21 protein-coding genes are annotated in these 19798 nt (G+C 70.4%); 11 read left to right on the forward strand and 10 right to left on the reverse strand.

Features of this window, described 5'->3' with window-relative positions:
- Positions 1–11: 11 nt before the first annotated feature.
- Entirely contained in the window at positions 12–437 is a 426-nt protein-coding gene (locus tag OG430_RS28080; protein WP_327355391.1) for a pyridoxamine 5'-phosphate oxidase family protein, read from the reverse strand.
- A gap of 315 nt (positions 438–752) precedes the next feature.
- Between OG430_RS28080 and OG430_RS28085 the strand changes: the two genes are divergently transcribed.
- Entirely contained in the window at positions 753–1316 is a 564-nt protein-coding gene (locus OG430_RS28085; RefSeq protein WP_327355392.1) for a hypothetical protein, read from the forward strand.
- Between the two features lie 69 nt (positions 1317–1385).
- On the opposite strand, the gene OG430_RS28090 is transcribed toward OG430_RS28085, so the two are convergent.
- Complete coding sequence (locus OG430_RS28090) at positions 1386–2567, reverse strand: thiolase C-terminal domain-containing protein (protein WP_327355393.1); 1182 nt, start codon at positions 2565–2567, stop codon at positions 1386–1388.
- A 191-nt stretch (positions 2568–2758) separates the two neighbouring features.
- On the opposite strand from OG430_RS28090, the gene OG430_RS28095 reads away from it, so the two are divergent.
- Positions 2759–4066, forward strand: a complete 1308-nt coding sequence (locus OG430_RS28095; RefSeq protein WP_327355394.1) for an acyl-CoA dehydrogenase family protein — start codon at positions 2759–2761, stop codon at positions 4064–4066.
- Complete coding sequence (locus tag OG430_RS28100) at positions 4066–4566, forward strand: nitroreductase family deazaflavin-dependent oxidoreductase (protein WP_327355395.1); 501 nt, start codon at positions 4066–4068, stop codon at positions 4564–4566. Before OG430_RS28095 ends, OG430_RS28100 begins: the two co-directional genes overlap by 1 nt.
- A gap of 129 nt (positions 4567–4695) precedes the next feature.
- On the opposite strand, the gene OG430_RS28105 is transcribed toward OG430_RS28100, so the two are convergent.
- The gene (locus OG430_RS28105) at positions 4696–5343 is read right to left on the reverse strand and encodes a TetR family transcriptional regulator (protein WP_327355396.1); all 648 of its coding nucleotides are present in this window, start codon (positions 5341–5343) and stop codon (positions 4696–4698) included.
- A 188-nt stretch (positions 5344–5531) separates the two neighbouring features.
- On the opposite strand from OG430_RS28105, the gene OG430_RS28110 reads away from it, so the two are divergent.
- Both OG430_RS28110 and OG430_RS28115 read left to right on the forward strand, forming a co-directional pair.
- Entirely contained in the window at positions 5532–6404 is an 873-nt protein-coding gene (locus tag OG430_RS28110; RefSeq protein ID WP_327355397.1) for a VOC family protein, read from the forward strand.
- Between the two features lie 255 nt (positions 6405–6659).
- Positions 6660–9107 (forward strand): outer membrane protein assembly factor BamB family protein, encoded by a 2448-nt coding sequence (locus OG430_RS28115; RefSeq protein ID WP_327355398.1) that lies wholly within the window; start codon positions 6660–6662, stop codon positions 9105–9107.
- 96 nt (positions 9108–9203) lie between these two features.
- On the opposite strand, the gene OG430_RS28120 is transcribed toward OG430_RS28115, so the two are convergent.
- Entirely contained in the window at positions 9204–10805 is a 1602-nt protein-coding gene (locus OG430_RS28120) for a FadD3 family acyl-CoA ligase (protein WP_327355399.1), read from the reverse strand.
- A gap of 100 nt (positions 10806–10905) precedes the next feature.
- Here OG430_RS28120 and OG430_RS28125 point away from each other — a divergent pair, with 100 nt between their 5' ends.
- The 3 genes from OG430_RS28125 to OG430_RS28135 are packed head-to-tail and all read left to right on the forward strand — an operon-like array spanning position 10906 to position 13297.
- Positions 10906–12060 carry a lipid-transfer protein gene (locus OG430_RS28125; protein WP_327359250.1) on the forward strand — a complete coding sequence of 385 codons (1155 nt, stop codon included), beginning with the start codon at positions 10906–10908 and terminating at the stop codon, positions 12058–12060.
- Between the two features lie 8 nt (positions 12061–12068).
- A complete protein-coding gene (locus tag OG430_RS28130; RefSeq protein ID WP_327355400.1) occupies positions 12069–12509 on the forward strand; it encodes a Zn-ribbon domain-containing OB-fold protein in 441 nt (146 codons plus the stop codon).
- A 5-nt stretch (positions 12510–12514) separates the two neighbouring features.
- On the forward strand, positions 12515–13297 hold the full coding sequence (locus OG430_RS28135; protein ID WP_327355401.1) for an enoyl-CoA hydratase/isomerase family protein: 783 nt from the start codon (positions 12515–12517) through the stop codon (positions 13295–13297).
- Positions 13298–13348: 51 nt separating this feature from the next.
- Here the strand turns inward: OG430_RS28135 and OG430_RS28140 are convergent, their stop codons facing one another.
- From OG430_RS28140 to OG430_RS28150, 3 genes are all read right to left on the reverse strand, one after another.
- Complete coding sequence (locus OG430_RS28140) at positions 13349–13924, reverse strand: hypothetical protein (RefSeq protein WP_327355402.1); 576 nt, start codon at positions 13922–13924, stop codon at positions 13349–13351.
- 73 nt (positions 13925–13997) lie between these two features.
- On the reverse strand, positions 13998–14546 hold the full coding sequence (locus tag OG430_RS28145; protein WP_327355404.1) for a hypothetical protein: 549 nt from the start codon (positions 14544–14546) through the stop codon (positions 13998–14000).
- A gap of 149 nt (positions 14547–14695) precedes the next feature.
- Positions 14696–15910, reverse strand: a complete 1215-nt coding sequence (locus tag OG430_RS28150) for a DNA glycosylase AlkZ-like family protein (protein WP_327355405.1) — start codon at positions 15908–15910, stop codon at positions 14696–14698.
- 127 nt (positions 15911–16037) lie between these two features.
- On the opposite strand from OG430_RS28150, the gene OG430_RS28155 reads away from it, so the two are divergent.
- Positions 16038–16679 (forward strand): hypothetical protein, encoded by a 642-nt coding sequence (locus OG430_RS28155; RefSeq protein ID WP_327355406.1) that lies wholly within the window; start codon positions 16038–16040, stop codon positions 16677–16679.
- Positions 16680–16721: 42 nt separating this feature from the next.
- On the forward strand, positions 16722–17036 hold the full coding sequence (locus tag OG430_RS28160) for a putative quinol monooxygenase (RefSeq protein WP_327355407.1): 315 nt from the start codon (positions 16722–16724) through the stop codon (positions 17034–17036).
- A gap of 34 nt (positions 17037–17070) precedes the next feature.
- Here OG430_RS28160 and OG430_RS28165 read toward each other — a convergent pair whose 3' ends face one another.
- The 3 genes from OG430_RS28165 to OG430_RS28175 are packed head-to-tail and all read right to left on the reverse strand — an operon-like array spanning position 17071 to position 18598.
- On the reverse strand, positions 17071–17520 hold the full coding sequence (locus OG430_RS28165) for a protein-tyrosine phosphatase family protein (RefSeq protein ID WP_327355408.1): 450 nt from the start codon (positions 17518–17520) through the stop codon (positions 17071–17073).
- Positions 17517–17696 (reverse strand): DUF397 domain-containing protein, encoded by a 180-nt coding sequence (locus OG430_RS28170; protein WP_327355409.1) that lies wholly within the window; start codon positions 17694–17696, stop codon positions 17517–17519. The genes OG430_RS28165 and OG430_RS28170 overlap by 4 nt, the downstream gene beginning before the upstream one ends.
- An 11-nt stretch (positions 17697–17707) precedes the next feature.
- On the reverse strand, positions 17708–18598 hold the full coding sequence (locus tag OG430_RS28175; protein WP_327355410.1) for a helix-turn-helix domain-containing protein: 891 nt from the start codon (positions 18596–18598) through the stop codon (positions 17708–17710).
- Positions 18599–18830: 232 nt separating this feature from the next.
- Here OG430_RS28175 and OG430_RS28180 point away from each other — a divergent pair, with 232 nt between their 5' ends.
- A complete protein-coding gene (locus OG430_RS28180) occupies positions 18831–19256 on the forward strand; it encodes an ATP-binding protein (RefSeq protein WP_327355411.1) in 426 nt (141 codons plus the stop codon).
- Positions 19257–19798: the final 542 nt, after the last annotated feature.

Genomic DNA, 19798 nt, shown 5'->3' on the forward strand with positions numbered 1-19798 from the left:
GCGATTGTGGCTCAGACCGATCCGAGGTCGGTGGACAGCCAGCGTTCCGGGCGCAGCACGAAGATCGTGTGATCGCCGTGCTCCTTCCAGGCGAACTCGACGTACCCGTCCACCTTTTCGGCCGGCAGATACCGTGCCGAGAGCTCTCGGAGCTCCTCGATGGTGGCCTTCCGCGTCTCGACGACGGGGCCCTCCACGGACACGTAACGAATGGTCGGTTCGATGCGGTCCACCATGAGCGAGAAGCGGCCCGCGGCGGTGATCAGCTGTCCCTTGCGGGAGTCGATGGCGGTCATGACCTGGAGGTCGCCGCCGGGTGCGTACTGGTACCAGATGGGGACGGTGAGTGGGGCCCGCCCCTCGCCCGCGTCCACCGCGAGGGCGGCGATGTGGGGCTCGGCGAGGAACGCTTCGCGCTCTGCAACGGTCAGGGCCACAGGGATCTCCTCCGTAGTCGCACGTCGTCGTGAGTCACTCCTCTGTACAACTTCGGCCGTGCCACGCGTGTTCCCTCACGCCACCGCGTACTCCTTGATCCTGATCGTGTCGGCCGCCTTCTGGATGTCGTCCTGCCGACGTCCACGGCTGTACGGATGTCTTACACGTTCGTCCATGGCGACCGTATGGATCCTCGGACGGGCAGGGGCGACCCCCCATTGGCCACCGCCGCGTTGCGTACCGTCACGACTGATCACAGGGTGTGAAACAGGGTCGACCCGCTCCATCCCCCACCCTGGAAAAGGACCCTGTAAATGAACCTGCACAAGTCAGCCGCCGCCCTCGTGGCCGCGGCGCTCGCCGGTGCCCTCGTCGTCGGCGTCTCCGGCACCGCTGCCGCCGCCCCCACCGTGCTGCCGGCCGCGGGCGCGGCGCTCTCCGCCTCCCAGCAGGAGGTGTACAAGCAGGCCCTGCAGGACGTGGCCATCACCGCCGACGACCTGCTCGCCGACGCGAAGCAGGGCCCGGTCGACGAGGCCGCCTACCGTGCGGCCTTCGCGGACGCGCTGGCTGTCGCGGGGCCGGAGGACGAGCTGCTGAAGTCGGCGCTGTCCGCGCTGAAGGTCCAGACGGACGCCCTGGTCAAGGTGGTCGGCGCCGGCCCCGGTGGGGTCGGGCAGCTGCCGGCCGCGCTGGTCGGTGTGACGCTGGCGATCCAGAACGTCCTGAGCGTCGGCAACCTCGGCCTCGCGGTCGGCGCCCTGCTCAAGCCGCTCGACCTCAAGTCGCTCGACCTGGGTGCCCTCGACCTCAACAAGCTGCCGGGTGGCGACAAGCTGCCGGCGCTGCCGAGCTTCGGCGACATCTTCAAGCTGTGATTCCCGGTCCGGTGGGCGGCGGGGACCTCCGCCCCGCCACCCACCGGACCAGGTTCGGTCCTGCGGAGCTCAGTCCCGCCCGAGCACGACCGTTCCCGAAGAGCAGAACCACCCGCCCGTCCCCGAGGCCACCGCGAGCTCCGGCAGTCGTCCGCCCGCCTTGCGCACCTGGTTCGGGCCGGCCTCGCCGCGCAGCTGCCGTACCGCCTCGACCATGAGGAACAGGCCGCGCATGCCCGGGTGTTGGGCCGAGAGGCCGCCGCCGTCCGTGTTCACGGGCAGGTCCCCGGTCAACGTGAGACGGCCCTTCTCGACGAAGGCGCCGCCCTCGCCCTTCGCGCAGAAGCCCAGGTCCTCAAGGGTCACCAGGGTCATGTACGTGAAGGCGTCGTAGATCTCCGCGATGTCGATGTCCTGCGGACGCACCCCGGCCCGCTCGAAGGCGAGCCGCCCGCTGACCGCCGCGGGGGAGACCGTGAAGTCGTCCCACTCCGACATCGTGGTGTGCGAGACGTGCTCCCCGGCGCCGAGCACCCACACCGGATCCTTGGCGCAGTCGGCGACGTACTCCTCGGCGACCAGGAGCACGGCCGCGCCCCCGTCGCTGCGGATGCAGCAGTGCAGCTTGGTGAACGGGTCCGCGATCATCGGGCCGCTCAGCACCTCGTCGACCGTGATCGGGTCGCGGAACATCGCGTCCGGATTGAGCGCCGCATTGGCCCGCGCCTGCACGGCGACCTCGGCCAACTGCTCCAGCGTGGTGCCGTATTCGTGCATGTGACGGCGGGCGGCCATCGCGTACTTGGCGATGAGCGAGTGACCGTACGGCACCTCGAACTGCAGCGGTCCGCGGGCGCCGAACGACAGATTGGACGTACGCCGCTTCGCTTTGATGTCGGCCCGTGCGGTGGAGCCGTACACCAGGAGGACGGCGTTGGCGTGCCCCGCGGCGATCGCGTCCGCGGCGTGCGCGGCCATCACCTCCCAGGTGGAGCCGCCCACCGAGGTCGAGTCGACCCAGGTCGGTTTGAGGCCCAGGTACTCGGCGACCTCGACCGGCGCGAGGATGCCGAGCCCGGCCGAGGCGAAGCCGTCGATGACGCTCTTGTCGAGCCCCGAGTCGGCGAGCGCGCGGCGGGCGGCCTGGGCGTGCAGGGCGTAGGGGGTGGCGTCGTCGACCCGGCCGCAGTCGGAGAGGGCTATACCGGCGACCGCGACCTTGCGACGGGGGTGGGCGGTTGAGGCTGACATGAATCTGACGGTACATCAGATTCCAGGGCCGCCGACAGGTGATCGGGAGGGTCGGGGGGAAGTGGGGCGGGGTGCCGGGCAGATGCGTTCAGCCCCTGTGCATCTGCCGCTTCCCGGCCTAATATGACGGCCCGTCAGATCGGAGGCGTTCGCCTCCGAGGGCGAACTGGCCCCAGGGGAGGAACCCGCCGATGGACGCCGCCTTCACCGCGGAGCAGGACGAGATCCGGCGCACCCTGCGCGAACTCGTAGCCAAGCGTTGTGGCCCGGACGAGGTCAAGGCCGCGGTCCGAACCGCCGCGGGCCACGACCCACAGCTGTGGCAGACCCTCTCCCAGCAGCTGGGCCTGCCGGGGCTCGCGCTGCCCGAGGAGTACGGCGGGGTCGGCTGCTCCGTCACCGAACTCGCCCTCGCCTGCGAGGAGACGGGCCGCGCCCTGGTGCCCAGCCCGCTGCTCGCGACCGCCGCGCTCGCGGCCCCGCTGATCGCCCGCCTGGGCACGGACGGGCAGCGCCGCGAGCTGCTGCCGCAGCTGGCCTCGGGGGCGCTCACCGCGACCCTCGCGGTGCCGGGCGCCTCGCTGGCCACGGCGCTCGGGCTTGCCGGTGACAACGCCGGGGACTGGGCGGGCGGGGGCCGCGCGGGCGGCGTACAGGCGAAGGTGGATGAGGACGGCTGGCGGCTGTACGGGCAGGCCGAGCAGGTCCTCGACGGGCACAGTGCGGGGCTGCTCGTGGTGGCCGCGCACACCGGGGGCTTCGCCCGCTCCCGCACACTCCTCTTCCTCGTACGCGCCGACGCGGCCGGAGTCGCCACGGCGCGGCAGACCTCGCTGGACGAGACGCGACCGCAGGCCCGCATCGAACTGCGGGACGCGGCCGCCGAGTTGCTGGGGCCGGATGATGCCGCCGAGGTCGCGAACGCCCTCGCGGCGACGGGCGACACCCTCGCCGCGGTGCTCGCCGCGGAGGCGGTGGGCGCGGCGGACCGGGCCCTGGAGCGGACCGTCGAATACGCCAAGGAGCGGGAGCAGTTCGGCCGGCCGATCGGGTCGTTCCAGGCGGTGAAGCACCGGCTCGCGGACGTGTACGTGGCCGTGCAGGCGGCTCGGTCCGCGGCGTACTACGCGGCGTGGGCGGCGGGGTCGGGTCCGTCTGGTGCCGGTGCCGGTGCCGGTGCCGGTGCTGGTGCCGGTGAGCGGGTGGGCGGGCTTGCCCTCGCGCAGGCCCTGGAGGCGCTGCGTACCGCGTCGTCCGAGGCCGTGCAGCTGCACGGCGGGATCGGCTTCACCTGGGAGCACGAGGCCCATCTGTACTTCAAGCGGGCGGCGGGGGACGAGCTGCTGTTCGGGCCCGTGCATCGGCTGCGGGCGCATGCGGCGGATCGGGCGGGGTTGTTCGTTCCGGCTGCCGCCGAGCCGGTCTCGGTCCCGGTCTCCGATCCCGCTTCCGATCCCGCGTCCGCTTCCGCTTCCGCTTCCGCGGAGGTGGCGGTCTGATGCCGGTCGGGGTGCGCATGATGCAGAAGGTCTCCTCGACGAAGACCTTCGCGAAGATCGCGCCGCACTTCATTCCCGCGATGGACCGGGCGGTGCATCGGCTCACGCGGGGCAAGGTGATGCTGAGTGCGCAGATGCTGCCGGGGGTCATCCTCACTGTCCGTGGGGCCAAGAGCGGGGTGCCTCGCCGCACCCCGTTGGCGTGCATGCCGGAGCCGGATTCCAGGACCTGGATCCTGATCGGGTCCAACTTCGGGCGGCCCGGGCATCCGGTGTGGACGGTGAATCTGAAGGCGAATCCGGATGCGGAGGTGTCCTGGAAGGGGTCCGACATTCCGGTCACGGCTCGACTCCTGGCGGGGGAGGAGCGGGCTGCGGCGTGGGAGGCGGTCCTCAAGTTCTGGCCGCCGTACGCGACTTACCAGGCGCGGATCGATCGGGAGATCCGGTTGTTCCGCCTGGAGCGCAGAGAGGGATCCCCCACCCCGCCCCTTCCCTAAATCCTGCGGAGCTTTCCGCCCTCCGGGCGGTGTCCTCAAACGCCGGACGGGCTGACTATGTCAGCCCGTCCGGCGTTTGAGGACCCAGGGGCAGGGTGGGGAAAATGTATGACAGGACCCCAGTCAGCCTTACTTCGTCGGCTTCTTCCCCGTAATGCCCAAATGCACCAACAACGCCAAGTTGGGCTTGAGTTCGGCCTGCTTGACCCCCCAGGTCTGGAAGCCCTTCTGGTGCGAGGCCACCGCGGCCAGCATGGCCACCAGGGATCCCGCCATCGCCGCGGCGTTGACGTCCTTGTCGACCTTCCCCTTCGCCTGTAGGTCCTTGACCGTGTCCGTAAGGGAGTTGGTGACGGAGTTCAGGATCTTCATGCGGATCTTGTAGAACCGCTTGTCCCCCTCCGCCGCCCCGAGGTCGACCACCCGGAGGATCGCCTCGTTCTTGCGCCAGAAGTCGAGGAAACCGTCCACGAGTTCCTGCGAGGTCTGCCACCCCGCCTTGCCCACCCAGGAACGCTCGGCGAGCACATCGGTCAACCCGGCGCCCTCCGTGGCCATTTGCTCGGCGATCTCGAGGACCGCGCCCTCCACATCCGGGAAGTACTGATAGAAGGTCGCGGGCGAGGTCCCGGCCTTCCGGGCCACGTCGATGACCTTCACATCGCGGTAGGGCGACGAACTGAGCATCTCGCTGAGGCAGTCGAGCAGCTTCATTCGCGTCGCCTGGCCGCGGCGTCCGGCCACGCGGCCATCGACGGTACGTACTTGTCCTGTCATGCCGTCAGCTTACCGAGGGGTGATCGGGGCGCGATTCGGCCGACTGCAAATGGGGCTCGCCGGGCGGAGGCACCGGAAGTGAGGGGCCGGCATCGCGAGACCCCGGCGCGCGCCCCCGCTCCCCAGAATTGACCAGTTGTTCGATTCATTCTCCTGCGCGCAGGGTGAGGGGCCGTTACTTTGGGTCCATGGACGGGTCCATGGATGAGATGGGCGAGGTCGCATTCGCCGAAGGCGTCCCCTGCTGGATCGATGCGCTGCTCCCCGACGTCGAGGCGGGCAAGCGCTTCTACGGAGAGCTCTTCGGCTGGACCTTCCGCGAGGGTGCCGGGCCGGAGTACGAGGCCTTCCGCGACGGTGAGCTGGTCGCCGCGCTGGCCCCCAAGCAGGACGGGCGGATGCCCACGGTCTGGAACGTGTACTTCGCCACCCCCGACGCCTACGCCCTCGCCCGCCGGATCAAGAAGGCGGGCGGGCAGCTGGTCATCGAGCCCATGCCGATCGGCGCCTTCGGCACGATGGCCCAGGCAGCCGACCCCGAGGGCGCCGTCTTCGGGCTCTGGCAGGCCGGCTCGCTGGCCGGCTTCGAGAAGAAGGGCGAGCCCGGCTCCTTCTGCTGGACCGAGGTCTACTCGCGGGACAAGGCCCTGGTCGACCCCTTCTACGAGGGCGTCTTCGGGTTCGGCGGCGCGGACCTGGGCGACCCGGTGCAAGACGCTGGGGGAGACGCGGAGGGGCTCGACTTCCGCACGTGGTCGCCGGCGGGCGCGGAGGCCGGGCCGGACACCGCGATCGGCGGGCGGTCGCTGGTCTCCGGGACCTTCCCCGCCGAGATGCCGGCCCATTTCCTCATCTACTTCAACGTCACGGACTGTGACGCCACCGCGGCCACGGCGAAGCGGCTCGGCGGGCGCGTACAGGCGGAGCCCTTCGACATTCCGTATGAATCAAAAGTGGCGGCGCGCAGCGCCTCGATGAGGGGCGGTGGTCGGGTGACGGGCGGGCGGATGGCCGTTCTCATCGACAACCAGGGAGCGGTCTTCGCCGTCCTGCAGGACTGAGCGACACCGACCCCGGCGCTGAACGGCACCGATCTGCCCCCGCCGGACTGCGGACGGTGCGGTCCGGCGGGGGCTCGGCCCGGAATCCGACGGGCTGGTTTGCCCCGACTTGATACTCCTCGACCCAGACATCCCGATCCGGCCCCGGGTTCGCAACCGCTGGCCGAGACAGGAAGAATCAGGGTGCGTGCCGCCATTGCGGCTCGGTGGTGAGACGCTGACCAGTGACGTCTCGTACGGGGAGGTGGCAGGCAAGTGGTGGAGCAGCTGACGCAGCACGATCCGAGGCGGATCGGGCCGTTCGAGGTGCTTGGACGACTTGGTGCCGGCGGTATGGGCCTGGTCTATCTCGCGCGCTCGGCCTCGGGCCGACGCGTGGCGATCAAGACGGTCAGGACCGAGCTCGCCGAGGACCAGCTGTTCCGCGTCCGCTTCACCCGCGAGGTGGAGGCCGCCCGCGCGGTCTCCGGCTTCTACACGGCCGCCGTCGTGGACGCCGACCCGCGCGCCGCCGTGCCGTGGCTGGCCACCGCCTATGTGCCCGCACCCTCGCTCGAGGAAATAATCAACGAGTGCGGGCCGCTCCCGGCCCAGGCGGTGCGCTGGCTCGCCGCCGGTATCGCCGAGGCCCTGCAGTCGATCCACGGCGCGGGTCTCGTACACCGGGACCTGAAGCCGTCGAACGTGCTGGTGGTCGAGGACGGCCCCCGGGTCATCGACTTCGGCATCGCCTCCGGTGTCTCCAATACGCGGCTGACGATGACGAACGTCGCCGTCGGTACGCCCGCCTACATGTCCCCCGAGCAGGCCAAGGACTCCCGCAGCGTCACCGGCGCCAGCGATGTCTTCTCGCTCGGCTCCACCCTCGTCTACGCGGCGACCGGGCACGCCCCGTTCCACGGCGCCAACCCCGTCGAGACGGTCTTCATGCTGCTGCGCGAGGGTCCGGACCTGGAGGGCCTGCCGGACGAGCTGCGGCCGCTCATCGAGATGTGCATGCACATGGAAGCGGCGATGCGGCCCAGCCCCGCCGACCTCCAGTCGCAGCTCGCCCCCCACCTCTTCTCCGGCTCCGACGACAGCGGCACCGCCTCGGCCTGGCTGCCCGAGCGGGCCACCGCCCTGATCGAGGGCCGGCGCGGCGGCCGGCCGGCGATCAAGCCCAGCGGTTCCGGGCGGGGCAGCGCCGGAGGCCGGGGCGGGCCGCCCCCGCAGGCACTCCCGCCGCAGCTGCCGCCCCAGCCAGCCTCCGATCACGCGTCACGGGTCTCGCCCGGCCCCGCCCTCGGCAACGACGACTGGGACGCGGCCTGGCGCCGCGGCGGCCCGGTCACCGCTCCGGCCCCGCCTGCCTCGCCGCCCGGCTCCAGCCCCGTGCACCTGCCGGGCTCCGCCGTCCCGATCGGCCCAGGCCCGCGCGTCGCGGACGCCCGTGCGGCGGCGGAGAAGGCGGCCGTGCCCGACGGCGGGCTCGCGGCGTCCTACTCCCGCGGCCGACCGGGGCCAGCTGCCGCGGTGAACGGCGCGGCGCCCTCCGTACCGGCACCGGCCCAGCCGCCACCGTCCCCGTCGGCGGACGCGCCCTGGCGGCCCTGGCGGTTCCGCATGTCCAACGACGTCTGGGGCACCCCGCACGTCGCCGGCGAGCAGGTCTACGTCACGTCCTTCGAGGTGCACGCCCTCGATGTGGCCACCGGGCGCCGCCAGTTCAAGACGCGGGACGTCGCCTGGTCGATGGCGGTCGCCGACGGCCGCATCCACGCCTCCGACGGGCCCACGCTGTACGCCCTCGACGCCAAGGACGGCTCCGACCTGTGGCGCCTGAACACGGACGCCTGGGTGTACTCGCTCAAGGCGGACCGCGGCACGATCGTCACGGGCACCCGCGGCGGCGGCGTACAGGGCTGGGAAGCGGCCAACGGCGAGAAGCTGTGGGAAGTCACCGGCGCCCAGACCGACTTCGAGACCCCCGAGGCCGGCCCCGTCATCCAGGACGGCACGGTCTACGTCTGGCAGGACGCGCGGCTCCGAGCCCTTGAGGCGCGTACGGGCGTCGAGCGCTGGTCGTACCCGATCGGCGACGCGGCGTCCTGCGGGGGAGTGCCGGTGCGGCTGTCCCAGGCCGATGACGGATACGTCTATGTCGCCGCCGGGACAAGGGTGTTGGCGATCGATGTCGCGGGCGGGCATGTGCGCTGGCACTTCGAGGCCCCCGCGGTCTTCCTCTCCCCGCCGACCTTCGCGCCGGGTGCGGCGGTGACGGGTGGCGGGGTCTATCTCGCCGACTACCTCGGCACGGTGTACGCCCTCGACGCGACGGACGGGCGTGACCGCTGGCGCATCGCGACGGAGTCGCGCGCCTCGATCGAGCCCGTCCTTGTCACGGGTGGCCATGTCCACGTGGGCAGCGGCAATGGTCTCTACACGCTGGACGCGGTCACCGGTACGCCGAAGTGGCGGTTCCAGGCGGGTGGCGAGGTGATCGGGTCGCCGGTCGCGGCCGAGGGCCGGATCCACTTCGGGTCGGCGGACCACTGCCTGTACACGCTGGACGCGGACGGGGGTCAGCTCCGCTGGAAGCTGGCCACGGGTGGCGAGATCACCGGCTCACCGGTGGCGCAGGCGGGTGTGGTGTACGCCTGCAGCAAGGACCGGTGCGTGTATGCGCTGGACGCGGTGAAGGGGACGGGTACGGCTCGCTAGTCATGGACGGGCTGATGAAGTCAGCCCGTCCGGCGTTTGAGGACATCTTTGAGGCCGCCCGCAGGACTTTCGGGAAGGGGCGGGGAGGGGAAAAAATCAGCCCCGAACCCGCAGCGCGGTCTTCAGCACCTTCCCGCTCGCGTTCCGCGGCAACTCCGCCAAGAACTCCACCTCACGCGGCACCTTGTAATTGGCCATCTCCCGGCGGGACCACGCGATCAGGTCGTCCGACGTGAGCGTCGAACCGGGACGCCGGACGGCGTACGCCTTGCCCACCTCGCCGAGCCGGGAGTCCGGGACCCCGATCACCGCGACATCGGCCACATCCGGGTGCAGGCCCAGGAGTTGCTCTATCTCTGCCGGGTACGCGTTGAAGCCACCCACGATGAACATGTCCTTGATGCGGTCCGTGATCCGGAGGTTCCCGGCGGCGTCCAGAACGCCGACGTCCCCCGTCCGCAACCACCCGTCAGGCGTGATCGCCTTCTTCGTCTCCTGGGGATCCTCGAAGTACCCCTGCATGACGTTGAACCCGCGCACCAGAACCTCACCGGGGGCCCCGGGCGCCTGCACGGCCCCGGTCGACGCGACGATCCGCACCTCCGTGTCCGGGATCGCGCGGCCGGACGTGGACGCGATGACCGATGCCTCGTCGCCCCGCCGGCACATCGTGACGATGCCGCTCGCCTCCGAAAGCCCGTACGCCGTAAGGACGGTGGCGATGCCGAGCTCGGAGCGGAGCCGCTCGACCAACTGGAGCGGGACGACCGCCGCGCCCGTCACCACGAGCCGCAGCGCCGACAAGTCGTGCTTGTCGCGGGCCGGATGGTCGAGGAGCGACTGGTGCAGGGTGGGCGGGCCGGGGAGTACCGAGATGCGTTCGGCGGCGATGTTCGCCAGGGCCGTGTCCACGTTGAAGACGGGCTGCGGGACCATCGTGGCCCCGCGCATCAGGCAGGCGATGATGCCCGCCTTGTAGCCGAAGGTGTGGAAGAACGGGTTCACGATCAGGTAGCGGTCGCCCTCGCGCAGGCCCGCCAGATCGCTCCAGATGGCATAGCCGCGCAGCGTCTGTTCATGCGTGATGACCGCGCCCTTGGGCCGCCCCGTCGTGCCCGACGTGAAGACGATGTCCGAGGGCGAGGACGGCTCGATCGCCGCCGAGCGCTCGCGGACCGTCTCGCCGCTCACGCCCTCGCCGCCCGCCAGGAAGTCCTTCCAGGTACGGAAGTTCTCAGGGGCGTCGTCCGCGAGGACCACCACCTGCTCCAGGTGGGGAAGGGCGGGCAGCGGGCCCGTGCCGGAGCCCTCCGCCGTCGCGCGGCGCAAGGAGGCGACGTACGACGTGCCGAGGAACGTGCCCGTGATGAACAGGAGCTTGGCGCGGGAGCGGGACAGGACGTACGCCGCCTCCGAGCCCTTGAAACGGGTGTTGAGCGGGACGAGCACGGCGCCGGCCGAGACCGCGCCGAGGGCCGAGACGATCCAGTCGAGGGTGTTCGGCGCCCAGACGGCGACGCGGTCGCCGCTCTCCACGCCGCTCGCCATACAGGCGGCCGCCGCCCGCTCCACGCGCTCCGCCAGCTCGGTGTAGGAGATCCGGGTCCGGCCGTCGACGACGGCCTCCCGGTCACCGAACCGCTCACCGGCGGTCCGCACCAGCTGGGGAATGCTGCCCCACTCCACGTCTGTGCGCATCGCAAGCCCTTCCACCGCAGTAGCTGACTATCCGTCAGATTAGCTGTAGCGTTCCCCGCTGTCAGTAGTGAGGCAGGGCAAGTTGATCGCGGAGGTGGCGATGGCGGCGGCGACTCTCAAGGACGCTACAGCGATAGTCGGGATAGGTCAGACCCCCTTCGCCAAACAACTTCCGGAGGGCGAGAAGACCTTGGCCTGCCGGGCCATCCTCGCCGCGCTGGAGGACGCCGGAATCGCTCCCTCCGAGGTGGACGCCTTCGCGTCCTACACGATGGAGGAGACCGACGAGGTGGAGGTGGCGAAGGCCATCGGGGCCGGCGACGTCACCTTCTTCAGCAAGATCGGGTACGGCGGCGGCGGCTCCTGCGCCACCGTCGGCCATCTCGCCTCCGCCATCGCCACCGGGCAGGCGAACGTCGGTATCGCCTGGCGGTCGCGCAAGCGGGGCAGCGGGCCCCGCCCCTGGAAGAACACCACGGTCCAACTCCCCACCCCCGCGCAGTGGACCAGGCCCTACGGCCTGCTCCGCCCCGCCGACGAGATCGCGATGCTCGCGCGCCGCTACATGCACGAGTACGGCGCTACCCGCGACCATCTCTTCAACGTCGCCCTCGCCTGCCGCAACCGGGCCAACCAGAACCCGGCCGCGATGATGTACGAACGCCCACTCACGCGCGAGATGTACATGACCGCGCGCATGATCAGCGAGCCGCTGTGCCTCTTCGACAACTGCCTCGAGACCGATGGCGCGTTGGCGTGCGTCATCGTCTCCGCCGAGCGCGCACGCGACTGCCGGCAGAAGCCCGTGTACGTCCACTCCGTCGCCCAGGGCCTGCCCGCCCAGCACCACGGCATGGTCAACTACTGGAACGACGACCCGCTCACCGGCCCCGCCTGGACGGCGGCCCGACACCTGTGGAAGCAGGCCGACTTCGGCCCCCAGGACGTCGACGTCGCCCAGATCTACGACGCCTTCACCCCGCTGATCCCCCTCTCCCTGGAGGGCTACGGCTTCTGCGGCCGCGGCGAGGGCGGCGCCTTCACCGAGGGCGGGGCGCTGGAGATCGGCGGGACGCTGCCGATCAACACCGGCGGCGGGGGTCTCTCGGAGGCGTACGTCCATGGCTTCAACCTCATCAACGAGGGCGTGAAGCAGCTGCGCGGCACCAGCACGGCACAGGTTCCCGATGCCGCCACCTGCCTGGTCACCGCCGGTGAAGGTGTCCCCACTTCGGCCTTCCTGCTGAGGAGTTGAGAGATCCGATGACGAATGAGCTTCTTTCGCCCGTCGCCGACGAGGACGGCGCCCCCTTCTGGGAGTACGCCGCCCAGGGCGAGCTCCGCATCCAGGCCTGCGCCAACGAGGCCTGCGCCGAGCTGCGCTTCCCGCCCCGCCCCTGCTGCCCGCACTGCCAGTCCTTCGACAGCGAGTGGCGCCGGATGAGCGGCAAGGGACGCGTCTGGTCGTACGTCATCCCGCACCCGCCCCTGCTGCCCGCCTACGCCGACCAGCCCGGCTACAACGCGATCGTCGTCGAACTCGCCGACGCGCCCCGCATCCGCCTGGTCGGCAACCTCGTCACCGAGCCGGACGCCCCGCTCAACTCCCTGCCGAAGGACCGCCTGCGCATCGGCGCCCGCGTCCAGGTGGCCTTCACCGAGGTCGACGGGATCGCCGTGCCGCGCTGGATCCTGGACAGGTGAGGCGCATGTCCTCCGCGAGCGGCCTGCGTGTGGAGACGGACAAGGAGACCGGCGTCGCCGTCGTCACCCTCGACCGTCCGGCGAAGTACAACGCCATCGACCTGGACACGGCCGCCGAACTCACCGCCACCTGGCGGCAGTTCCGCTTCGACGACTCCGTGCGGGCCATCGTCGTCACGGGGGCGGGCGACAAGGCCTTCTGCACGGGCATCGACCGCTCCGTCGACGTACCGCAGCCGTCCGGCCCGTACTCGATCGACGACCCGCTCATCGCGATCGGCCCCAAGGCGAACGACCTCTGGAAACCGGTGATCGCCGCCGTCAACGGCATGGCGTGCGGCGGGGCCTTCTATCTCCTGGGCGAGGCGGAGTTCATCGTCGCCGCCGAGCACGCCGAGTTCTTCGATCCGCACACGACGTACGGGATGGTCAGCGCGTACGAGGCGATCTACATGGCGCAGCGCATGCCGTTCGGCGAAGTCGCGCGGATGTCGCTGATGGGGACCGCCGAGCGGATCTCGGCGCGGCGCGCGTACGAGACGGGGTTGGTGAGCGAACTCGCTGACAGCGGGCAGGAGTTGGAGGCCGCGCTCGCCTGTGCCCGGACCATCGCCGGTTATCCGGCCGAGGCCGTGCAGGGCACCGTACGGGCCCTGTGGGCGACGAAAGAGGCGGCGCGCGCGCAGGCACTGGCGCACGCGCCGCATCTCATCACGCTCGGCAATCTGCCGCCGGAGCAGCAGGCGGGGCTGTTCGGCGGGCGGGGTGGCGGTTACCGGGTGCGGTGACCTGACGGCCGTCGAAGACAACTGTCAGCTGACGGTCGTCATCGGCTGCCGTCAGCTGTTCGTCTTGTAGACGGACGGGATGGTGCACTTGCCGACGAGCGTCTCCATGTCGCCGTCCACGCTCCGGACCGTCGCGTGCAGGACGCCCTCCTTGACCTCACCCGGCCCCACGTCAGGTACCGAGTACGTGGTGGTGCCCAGGACCTTCTTGTCCCACTTGCGGATGAAGTCGAGGCTGCCCGCGTAACTGGCGGACTGCGTCTTGTTGTTGTTGGTGATGCGGTACGTGAACTTGACGTCGCCCTGGGTCGCGGAGTCCCGCCTGATCTGGCAGCGGTCCAGCCAGAAGTCCTCCTTGCCCTCGGAGATCGCCCCAGCAGTGGGGGCGGCGGTGTTGCCCGAGGTCGAGGTGCCGGAGGACGTGGACCCGGAGGTGACGTCGTCGTCGTGGCCGCCGCTGCTCCCGCTGCTGCCGCCGACTCCGAAGCCGCCGCTCGACGAGCTGGAGCTGCCCGAACTGTCGTGGTCGTCGTCGCAGCCGCCGCCGTCGCCGCCACGGCGGGCACCGGTCAGGACGACGACGACCGCGGCCGCGACGGCGATGGAGCGGACATGGCGAAGCTTCACGTGCAGAACCCCCGTAGGTTCACGATTTATGACTGGTTCACGGTTGATGACTGCTGGTTGGTGAGCCCGCGGCTCAGAAGTCCAGCTTGCTGACCGACTTGACCGTGCACTGGCCCGACAGCGCGGACATGTTGTCGTCGGAGACCATGCCGGTGACCTCGCCGGTGACCTTCGCGCCGGCCGCCACGTCGCTCTGCGTGAACAGGCCCATGCTGGTCGCCGTGCCGGCGGTCTCCTTGAACTCGAAGGTGCCGGAGTAGTCGGCTTCCTTGACCGAGTTGCCGTTGGTGATCTCGTACTTGAACTTGACCTCGCCGAAGGTCTCACTGGTGCTGCTGACCTCACAGGCGGTGATCTTGACGTCCGACTCGCCCTCGGTCTTCGTGCCGTCGGCGCTGCTGCCCGAGGTGCCCGAGCTGTAGCCGCCGGTCGAGACCTCGTAGTCGTCGTCGCTGCCGCCGCTGGAGCTGCTGCTGCCGCCGGAGGTGAAGCCACCGCTGGACGAGCTGGAGCTGGAGCCGTTGTCGTCGTCGCAGCCGCCGCCGTGGCCACGGCGGGCGCCGGTCAGGGCGACGACGACCGTGGCGACCACGGCTATGTACCGGACATGGCGCATCTTCATGTGAGACCCCCGATGTTGCTGGCTTGTGGTGTGGGTTCTAGGTGTTGTTGAAGGGCCTGAAGTGTCAGGCGCGCGTCACCTTAGCAGCGGGGCGGGGCCCGGAAATAACCGGAGATTAAAGGGATCCCAAGGGATCTCGCGGGTTCTCGCTACTGGGCCCGCGCCCGCAGCTCGGCGATGCGCGGCGACCTGCTACTCGGCGAATCGAGGCTGAAGCTGCGTGCGTCGCCCAACTCGTCGCGTACGAACGCCTCGGTCGTCGTGACGGCCTTCCTGAGGGCCGCGTCCGGCGTCACCCAGGCCTCCCACACAATCTCCCCCGCGTCCACGTCGTACTCCCACAGTCCGACGAGCCGGCCCCGGTCCACGATCATGTGCGAGGGGGAGTCGGCGAGTTGGCCGAGCGTCTTGCGGCCCTTTGTGTCGGGGGCGATACGGGCCGCATCGGCGGGGTCGAGGAGCCTGCTCGCGAAGTCCCGGTGCAGCAGATGCATCCCGTCGATCCCGGCGACCAGCGCGTACGACGGCTTCTTCGGCGTCCGGTACGCGGCGAAGTCGTCCTGCAGCGCCGCCGGGAGCAACAGCCCGTCTCCTACGTCGACGAGGTCGAGCCCGGCCGTCGCCGCCTTGGCCGCGGCCGCCGTGACCCCGGAGAACCACCGGAAGTGCGCCATCGAGGCGGGCCCCGCCCAGGCGAAGTACCGCCGCGCGAGCTCGGCCCGCGCGCTCTCCGGCGTGAGCTTGCCGGTGTCTTCGATCTTGCTGGTGTCTTCGCTGTCGAGGCCCCACCGGACATACCCGTACCGCTGCTGATCGAGCCGCCCGTCCACCGGTACGCGGCGGATGGCCCCGCGGGCCTGGAGCAGTCCCAGCGCGAGCGGCAGGGTGCTGCTCAGGCCCCGCTTCTTGCCCGCCTCGCCCAGGCTGCGTACGGCGTCTCCCGTCGTTGCCTTGATCTTCCGCGGATCGAGCGGTACGTCGCTGTCGCCGAGCGCGCCGGTGACCGCCGCGCAGAGCTCGTCGACTTCGTCCCGGGTCACGCCGAGGTGCTTCTCGGCGCTGCGCAGCTCGGCCTCGGGGACGCCCGCCCCGACCGTGAGCCCGAGGGCGAAGTCCTGGGCCGGCAGCACGTACGTACACCCGCGGGCACTGGGCAGCTCATGAATCACGAGCGCCGCGACGGCCGCGTCGACCTCCTCCCGGCCGGCCCCGCAGCGGGCGCGCAGCCCGAGATAGGGCGCGGACCCGCCGACGGAGCGGGCCCAGCCGGTACGGGCGAGTACGTCGGCGCAGTCGGCGCCCTGGAGGGTGCCGTCCAGGCCCTGCCGGTGCGCCCACCAGGCGCGTAGCCGCTCGATCTGCATGGGCCCAGTGTGGCCGGGGCGCAGCGCCTGCCGCATGGCGAGGCTCCCGGACCCGGCGTAGCGTCGTGATCGAGAGCTCGACGAGGTCCGGCGCTGAACGTTGCCGGTCCCAAGGAGGTCACCGCGAATGATGCGCGACGGAGTCAGCAAGGTCCGCAACGTCATCGGGTCGCTCCTCGCTCTCGCCGGAGCGACGGCCGCCGTCTGGAGCCCCTTCCGTGCCTGGTACGACGGCCGTCACGGGCGTGATTACCGCTTGGACGAACTCTTCTCCCGCGCCGGAGTCACGGACGCCAAGGCTCAGCTCTTCGCCTCCCTCTTCCTGCCGTTCCTCTTCGCGGCGGTGGTCACGCTGGCGGGGATCCTGCTGCGCTCGCGCCTGCTGATCGCCCTGGCGGGCGTCGTCGTACTGGGCTTCACCATCCTGTGGATGGTGCGGCTCGGACAGGCGCAGGGCTCCCTGACGGTCGACGGCGACGGCCGCGGCGTGGACGTGGGCGCCGCGAACGCCTTCGTGGGCGGGGCGGTCCTGCTGCTCGCGGCCCTGTTGATGGCGGGGCGCCGCAAGCGGGTGCGTGCGCAGGCCTCTGGCGAGCCGGAGCAGTATCAGGCGCCGGAGCCGGAGCAGTATCAGCCGCCGGAGCCTGATGTCGCGCCGCCTCCTCCTGCGTACGACGGCCCGCCCACGCTGGACGGGATGCCGTCGCCGCCTGCCTCTCCCTCGGCGGAGGCTCAGCCTCCTGCTTGGCAGCGGCCGCCGCAGCAGTAATTGCGATGCTGTGTACGGGATGCGCTGGATAGCCTCCAGCGCATGTCACAGCTTTCACAGCAGCCCGTGCAACTCGTCATCCAGATAACCGCTCTGCCGGGGCGCGGAGGCGACCAGATCGCTGCGTACAAGCGCCTGGCCCCTCTCGTACGGGCCGAGGACGGCTGCCTCCAATACGACCTGCACCAGGTCGCGGGCGATCCCGACCGCTTCGTCCTCATCGAGCGCTGGTCGTCGCGAGCCGCGCTCGCCGCGCACGACGCGACCCCGCACATGATCGAGGCCGACGCGGCAAGCCCGGCGTTCCGGGCGGGACCCGCGGAGGTCATCGAGCTTGACCCCGACCCCTTGGCCTGAGGCCCTTATCCGTTATCCGTTATCCGTTGTCCCGTTATCCCGGGAAGCGCTGCACGTACCGCCGCTGCCAGGGCGTCTCGACGGCGCGCGGGTCGTAGTTCTCCCGTACGTACGCCACGGCCTCTTCGGCCGGCACCCCGTCGAGCACGGCGATGCACGCGAGCGCGGTCCCGGTCCGCCCCCGCCCGCCCGCGCAGGCCACCTCGACGCGTTCGCCGGGGGCCCGCTCCCACATCTCGGTGAGCAGGGCCCTCGCCTGGTCGCGGTCGCGGGGGAGGCGGAAGTCGGGCCAGGGGAGCCAGGTTTGGGGCCAAGGGGTGAGCGGGGGTTGCTTGCCCAGGAGGTAGAGGGCGTGGGTCGGGGCCTGCGCCTCGGGTCCCTCGGGCAGGGGATGGCGCAGGCCTCTGCCTCGGATCAGCCTGCCGGAGGGGAGGCGTAGGACGCCGGGGGTTTGGGGGGACCAGGTGTCCGTTGTCGCTGTCACTGTTGTAGGGCTTGGATCAGGGCGGCCCAGGCGGTGGGCGCTGTGCGCAGTACGGCTTGGGGGGTGTCGCTCTCTCGGCAGAGGATGTGGCCGTCCTGGGCGGTGGCCAGTTCCACGCAGTCGGAGTTCACGTCTCCGCTGCTGAAGCTCGACTTCTGCCAGACGAGTGCTGTCATCGATACCCCCATCACAGGACATAGAGCATGTGCTGGACGAGCCTGAGCGAGTCCGCCTCTGTATAGGACACGTGTGCGGGCTCGGGGTCAAGTGGAGGCAGCGCGGCGGAGCTGAGGTTCTCGAAGGTCCGCGCGTACTCGGCCAGGTGCGCTGTGTCCCCCAGGCAGAGGGACGACACCGGATGCTCCACGTAGACCGTGTTCAGCTGGGGGACCGAAGCCTCGAAAATGCTGAACGGCACGCCCCTCACCTCGGGATTGGCCTTGGCTTTGAACGGCAGGAACTGGATTCGTACGTTGGGCAGTTCGGCCGCGACGAGTAGATGCTCAAGTTGGCGGCGCATGATCGCAGCTTCCACGAACCCCATGTGCAGGGCGGCCTCGTGAATCACGGCGTGCAGCATGGGTGGGTTGCTGCTCGTCAGCACTCGCTGGCGCCGAAGGCGGAACTCGACCTGACGCTCGAAGGCCTTCAGGTCTGATTCGGCGGTCGGCGCCTGAAAGAGCGCCCGCGTGTATTCCTCGGTCTGCAAGAGCCCTGGGATGTACAGCCACTGGAAGGTGCGGTGAGCCAGGGCGGAGTCCTCCAGCTCGGCCAGATCCAGGGCGCGCGAGTCCATCACCTTCCGGTACTCGTGCCACCAGCCCCGCCCTGATGCGTTGCCCATGGCGACCAAGGCCTCGATATAGGGCTTGTCTTGGCAACCATATTTCGCGGCGAGGGTTCGCAACTTTCCCTCTGGGATGGCTGTTCGAGCTCGCTCGATGTGGCCAAGATGTGGGCCGCCCAGTCCGACTGCGGCGCCCGCTTCCCCTGCCGACAGCCCACTCGCATCGCGGAGTTTGCGTAGCTCTTGCCCCAAACGGCGTTGCCGCTGCGTTGGGTTGGTGCGAAGGCCCATGTGTGACTCCCTCCAGGACACGCGAAGTCTGCCTGTTGATGGGGGAGTTGGTCCACTCGATCGAGGGCAATGTCGTCGAACCGGTTGCTTTGCTAAACCCTCTATCCCTAGCGTCGAAGACGTACCGCCCAACCGGCAACCCGGGACGGAAGCGCACCGAGGCCTGCCCAGGCTCGACAAAGCCACCCCCGAACCGCCCGGCCGGGCACCCGGTGACGCAAGGAGGCCCACCGTGTCCTACCGCAGCAGCGAGTTCTCGCTCGTCTTCCCGCCCGACCCTGCCTGGGTCCGCGTCGCGAGGGAGGCGGTACGGGCGGCGGCGCACCACTCGGGGATAGGCGAACTGGACGACACCGCCGCCCTGTTGACCTCAGAGGTCGTCACGAACGCGGTGATCGCCTGCCAGGGCGGTCGCTGCGACGCCCCGGTCGCGCTGCACGCCCAGTGGGCCGCGCCGGGCAGCCTCCACGTCCTCGTACGGGACGCCGCCCCGGGGTTCCCGGTCCAGAGGGCGGCCCCGCCGGACGAGGAGGGCGGGCGAGGCCTCCATCTCATCGGGGCCTGCGCCACGGAGTGGGGGGTGTGCCGGCATGGGGCGGGGTCGGGGAAGGCGGTGTGGTTTCAGCTGGGCGGTGGCGGGGCGGCTTCTGGGCTTTGAGGCCTTGAGGTAACTGCTCAACTGCCTGATTGCGTGGCTGGGGTGGGTGGGTGGTTGCGCGGACCTCCGTCTCTTTCGTTGTCGGCTGCGGGTGTTCGGTGGCTGGCTTTCCCCAACTGATGTCAGTACGGGGCCCAGGGGGAGAAGTCCCGGCAACGGAAGAGGTGGGGGCAGGGCAAAGACGAAAGACAAAGACCGCAGCGAGAGAAGGGGATGGAGGGGGTGGGCGAAGGCTCGGAGGGCGGGCGAGGGAAGGGGGTGGGCGAGGGCTCGGAGGGAGCGGGCGAAGGTTGGGCTTGGGGGCGGGCGAGGGCTTGGGGGTGGGCGGGGGTTCGGAGGGCGAGCGGGGGCTCGGAGGGCGAGCGGGGGGCCTAGTGGGGGAAAACGGGCAACAGAACCACCACAAAAGGGGCACTCTCGGGCCCCATTCCCCCCACTAAGCCTCCAGACCCCGCCCTCCGCCGCCTCGTAGCGGGAAAGAGGCTCACCTAACGGGCAAACCGGGCACCCCGACGCCACCTTCCGCACGGCCAGCCCCAGCC

The sequence above is a fragment of the Streptomyces sp. NBC_01304 genome, assembly GCF_035975855.1.
GTDB lineage: Bacteria > Actinomycetota > Actinomycetes > Streptomycetales > Streptomycetaceae > Streptomyces.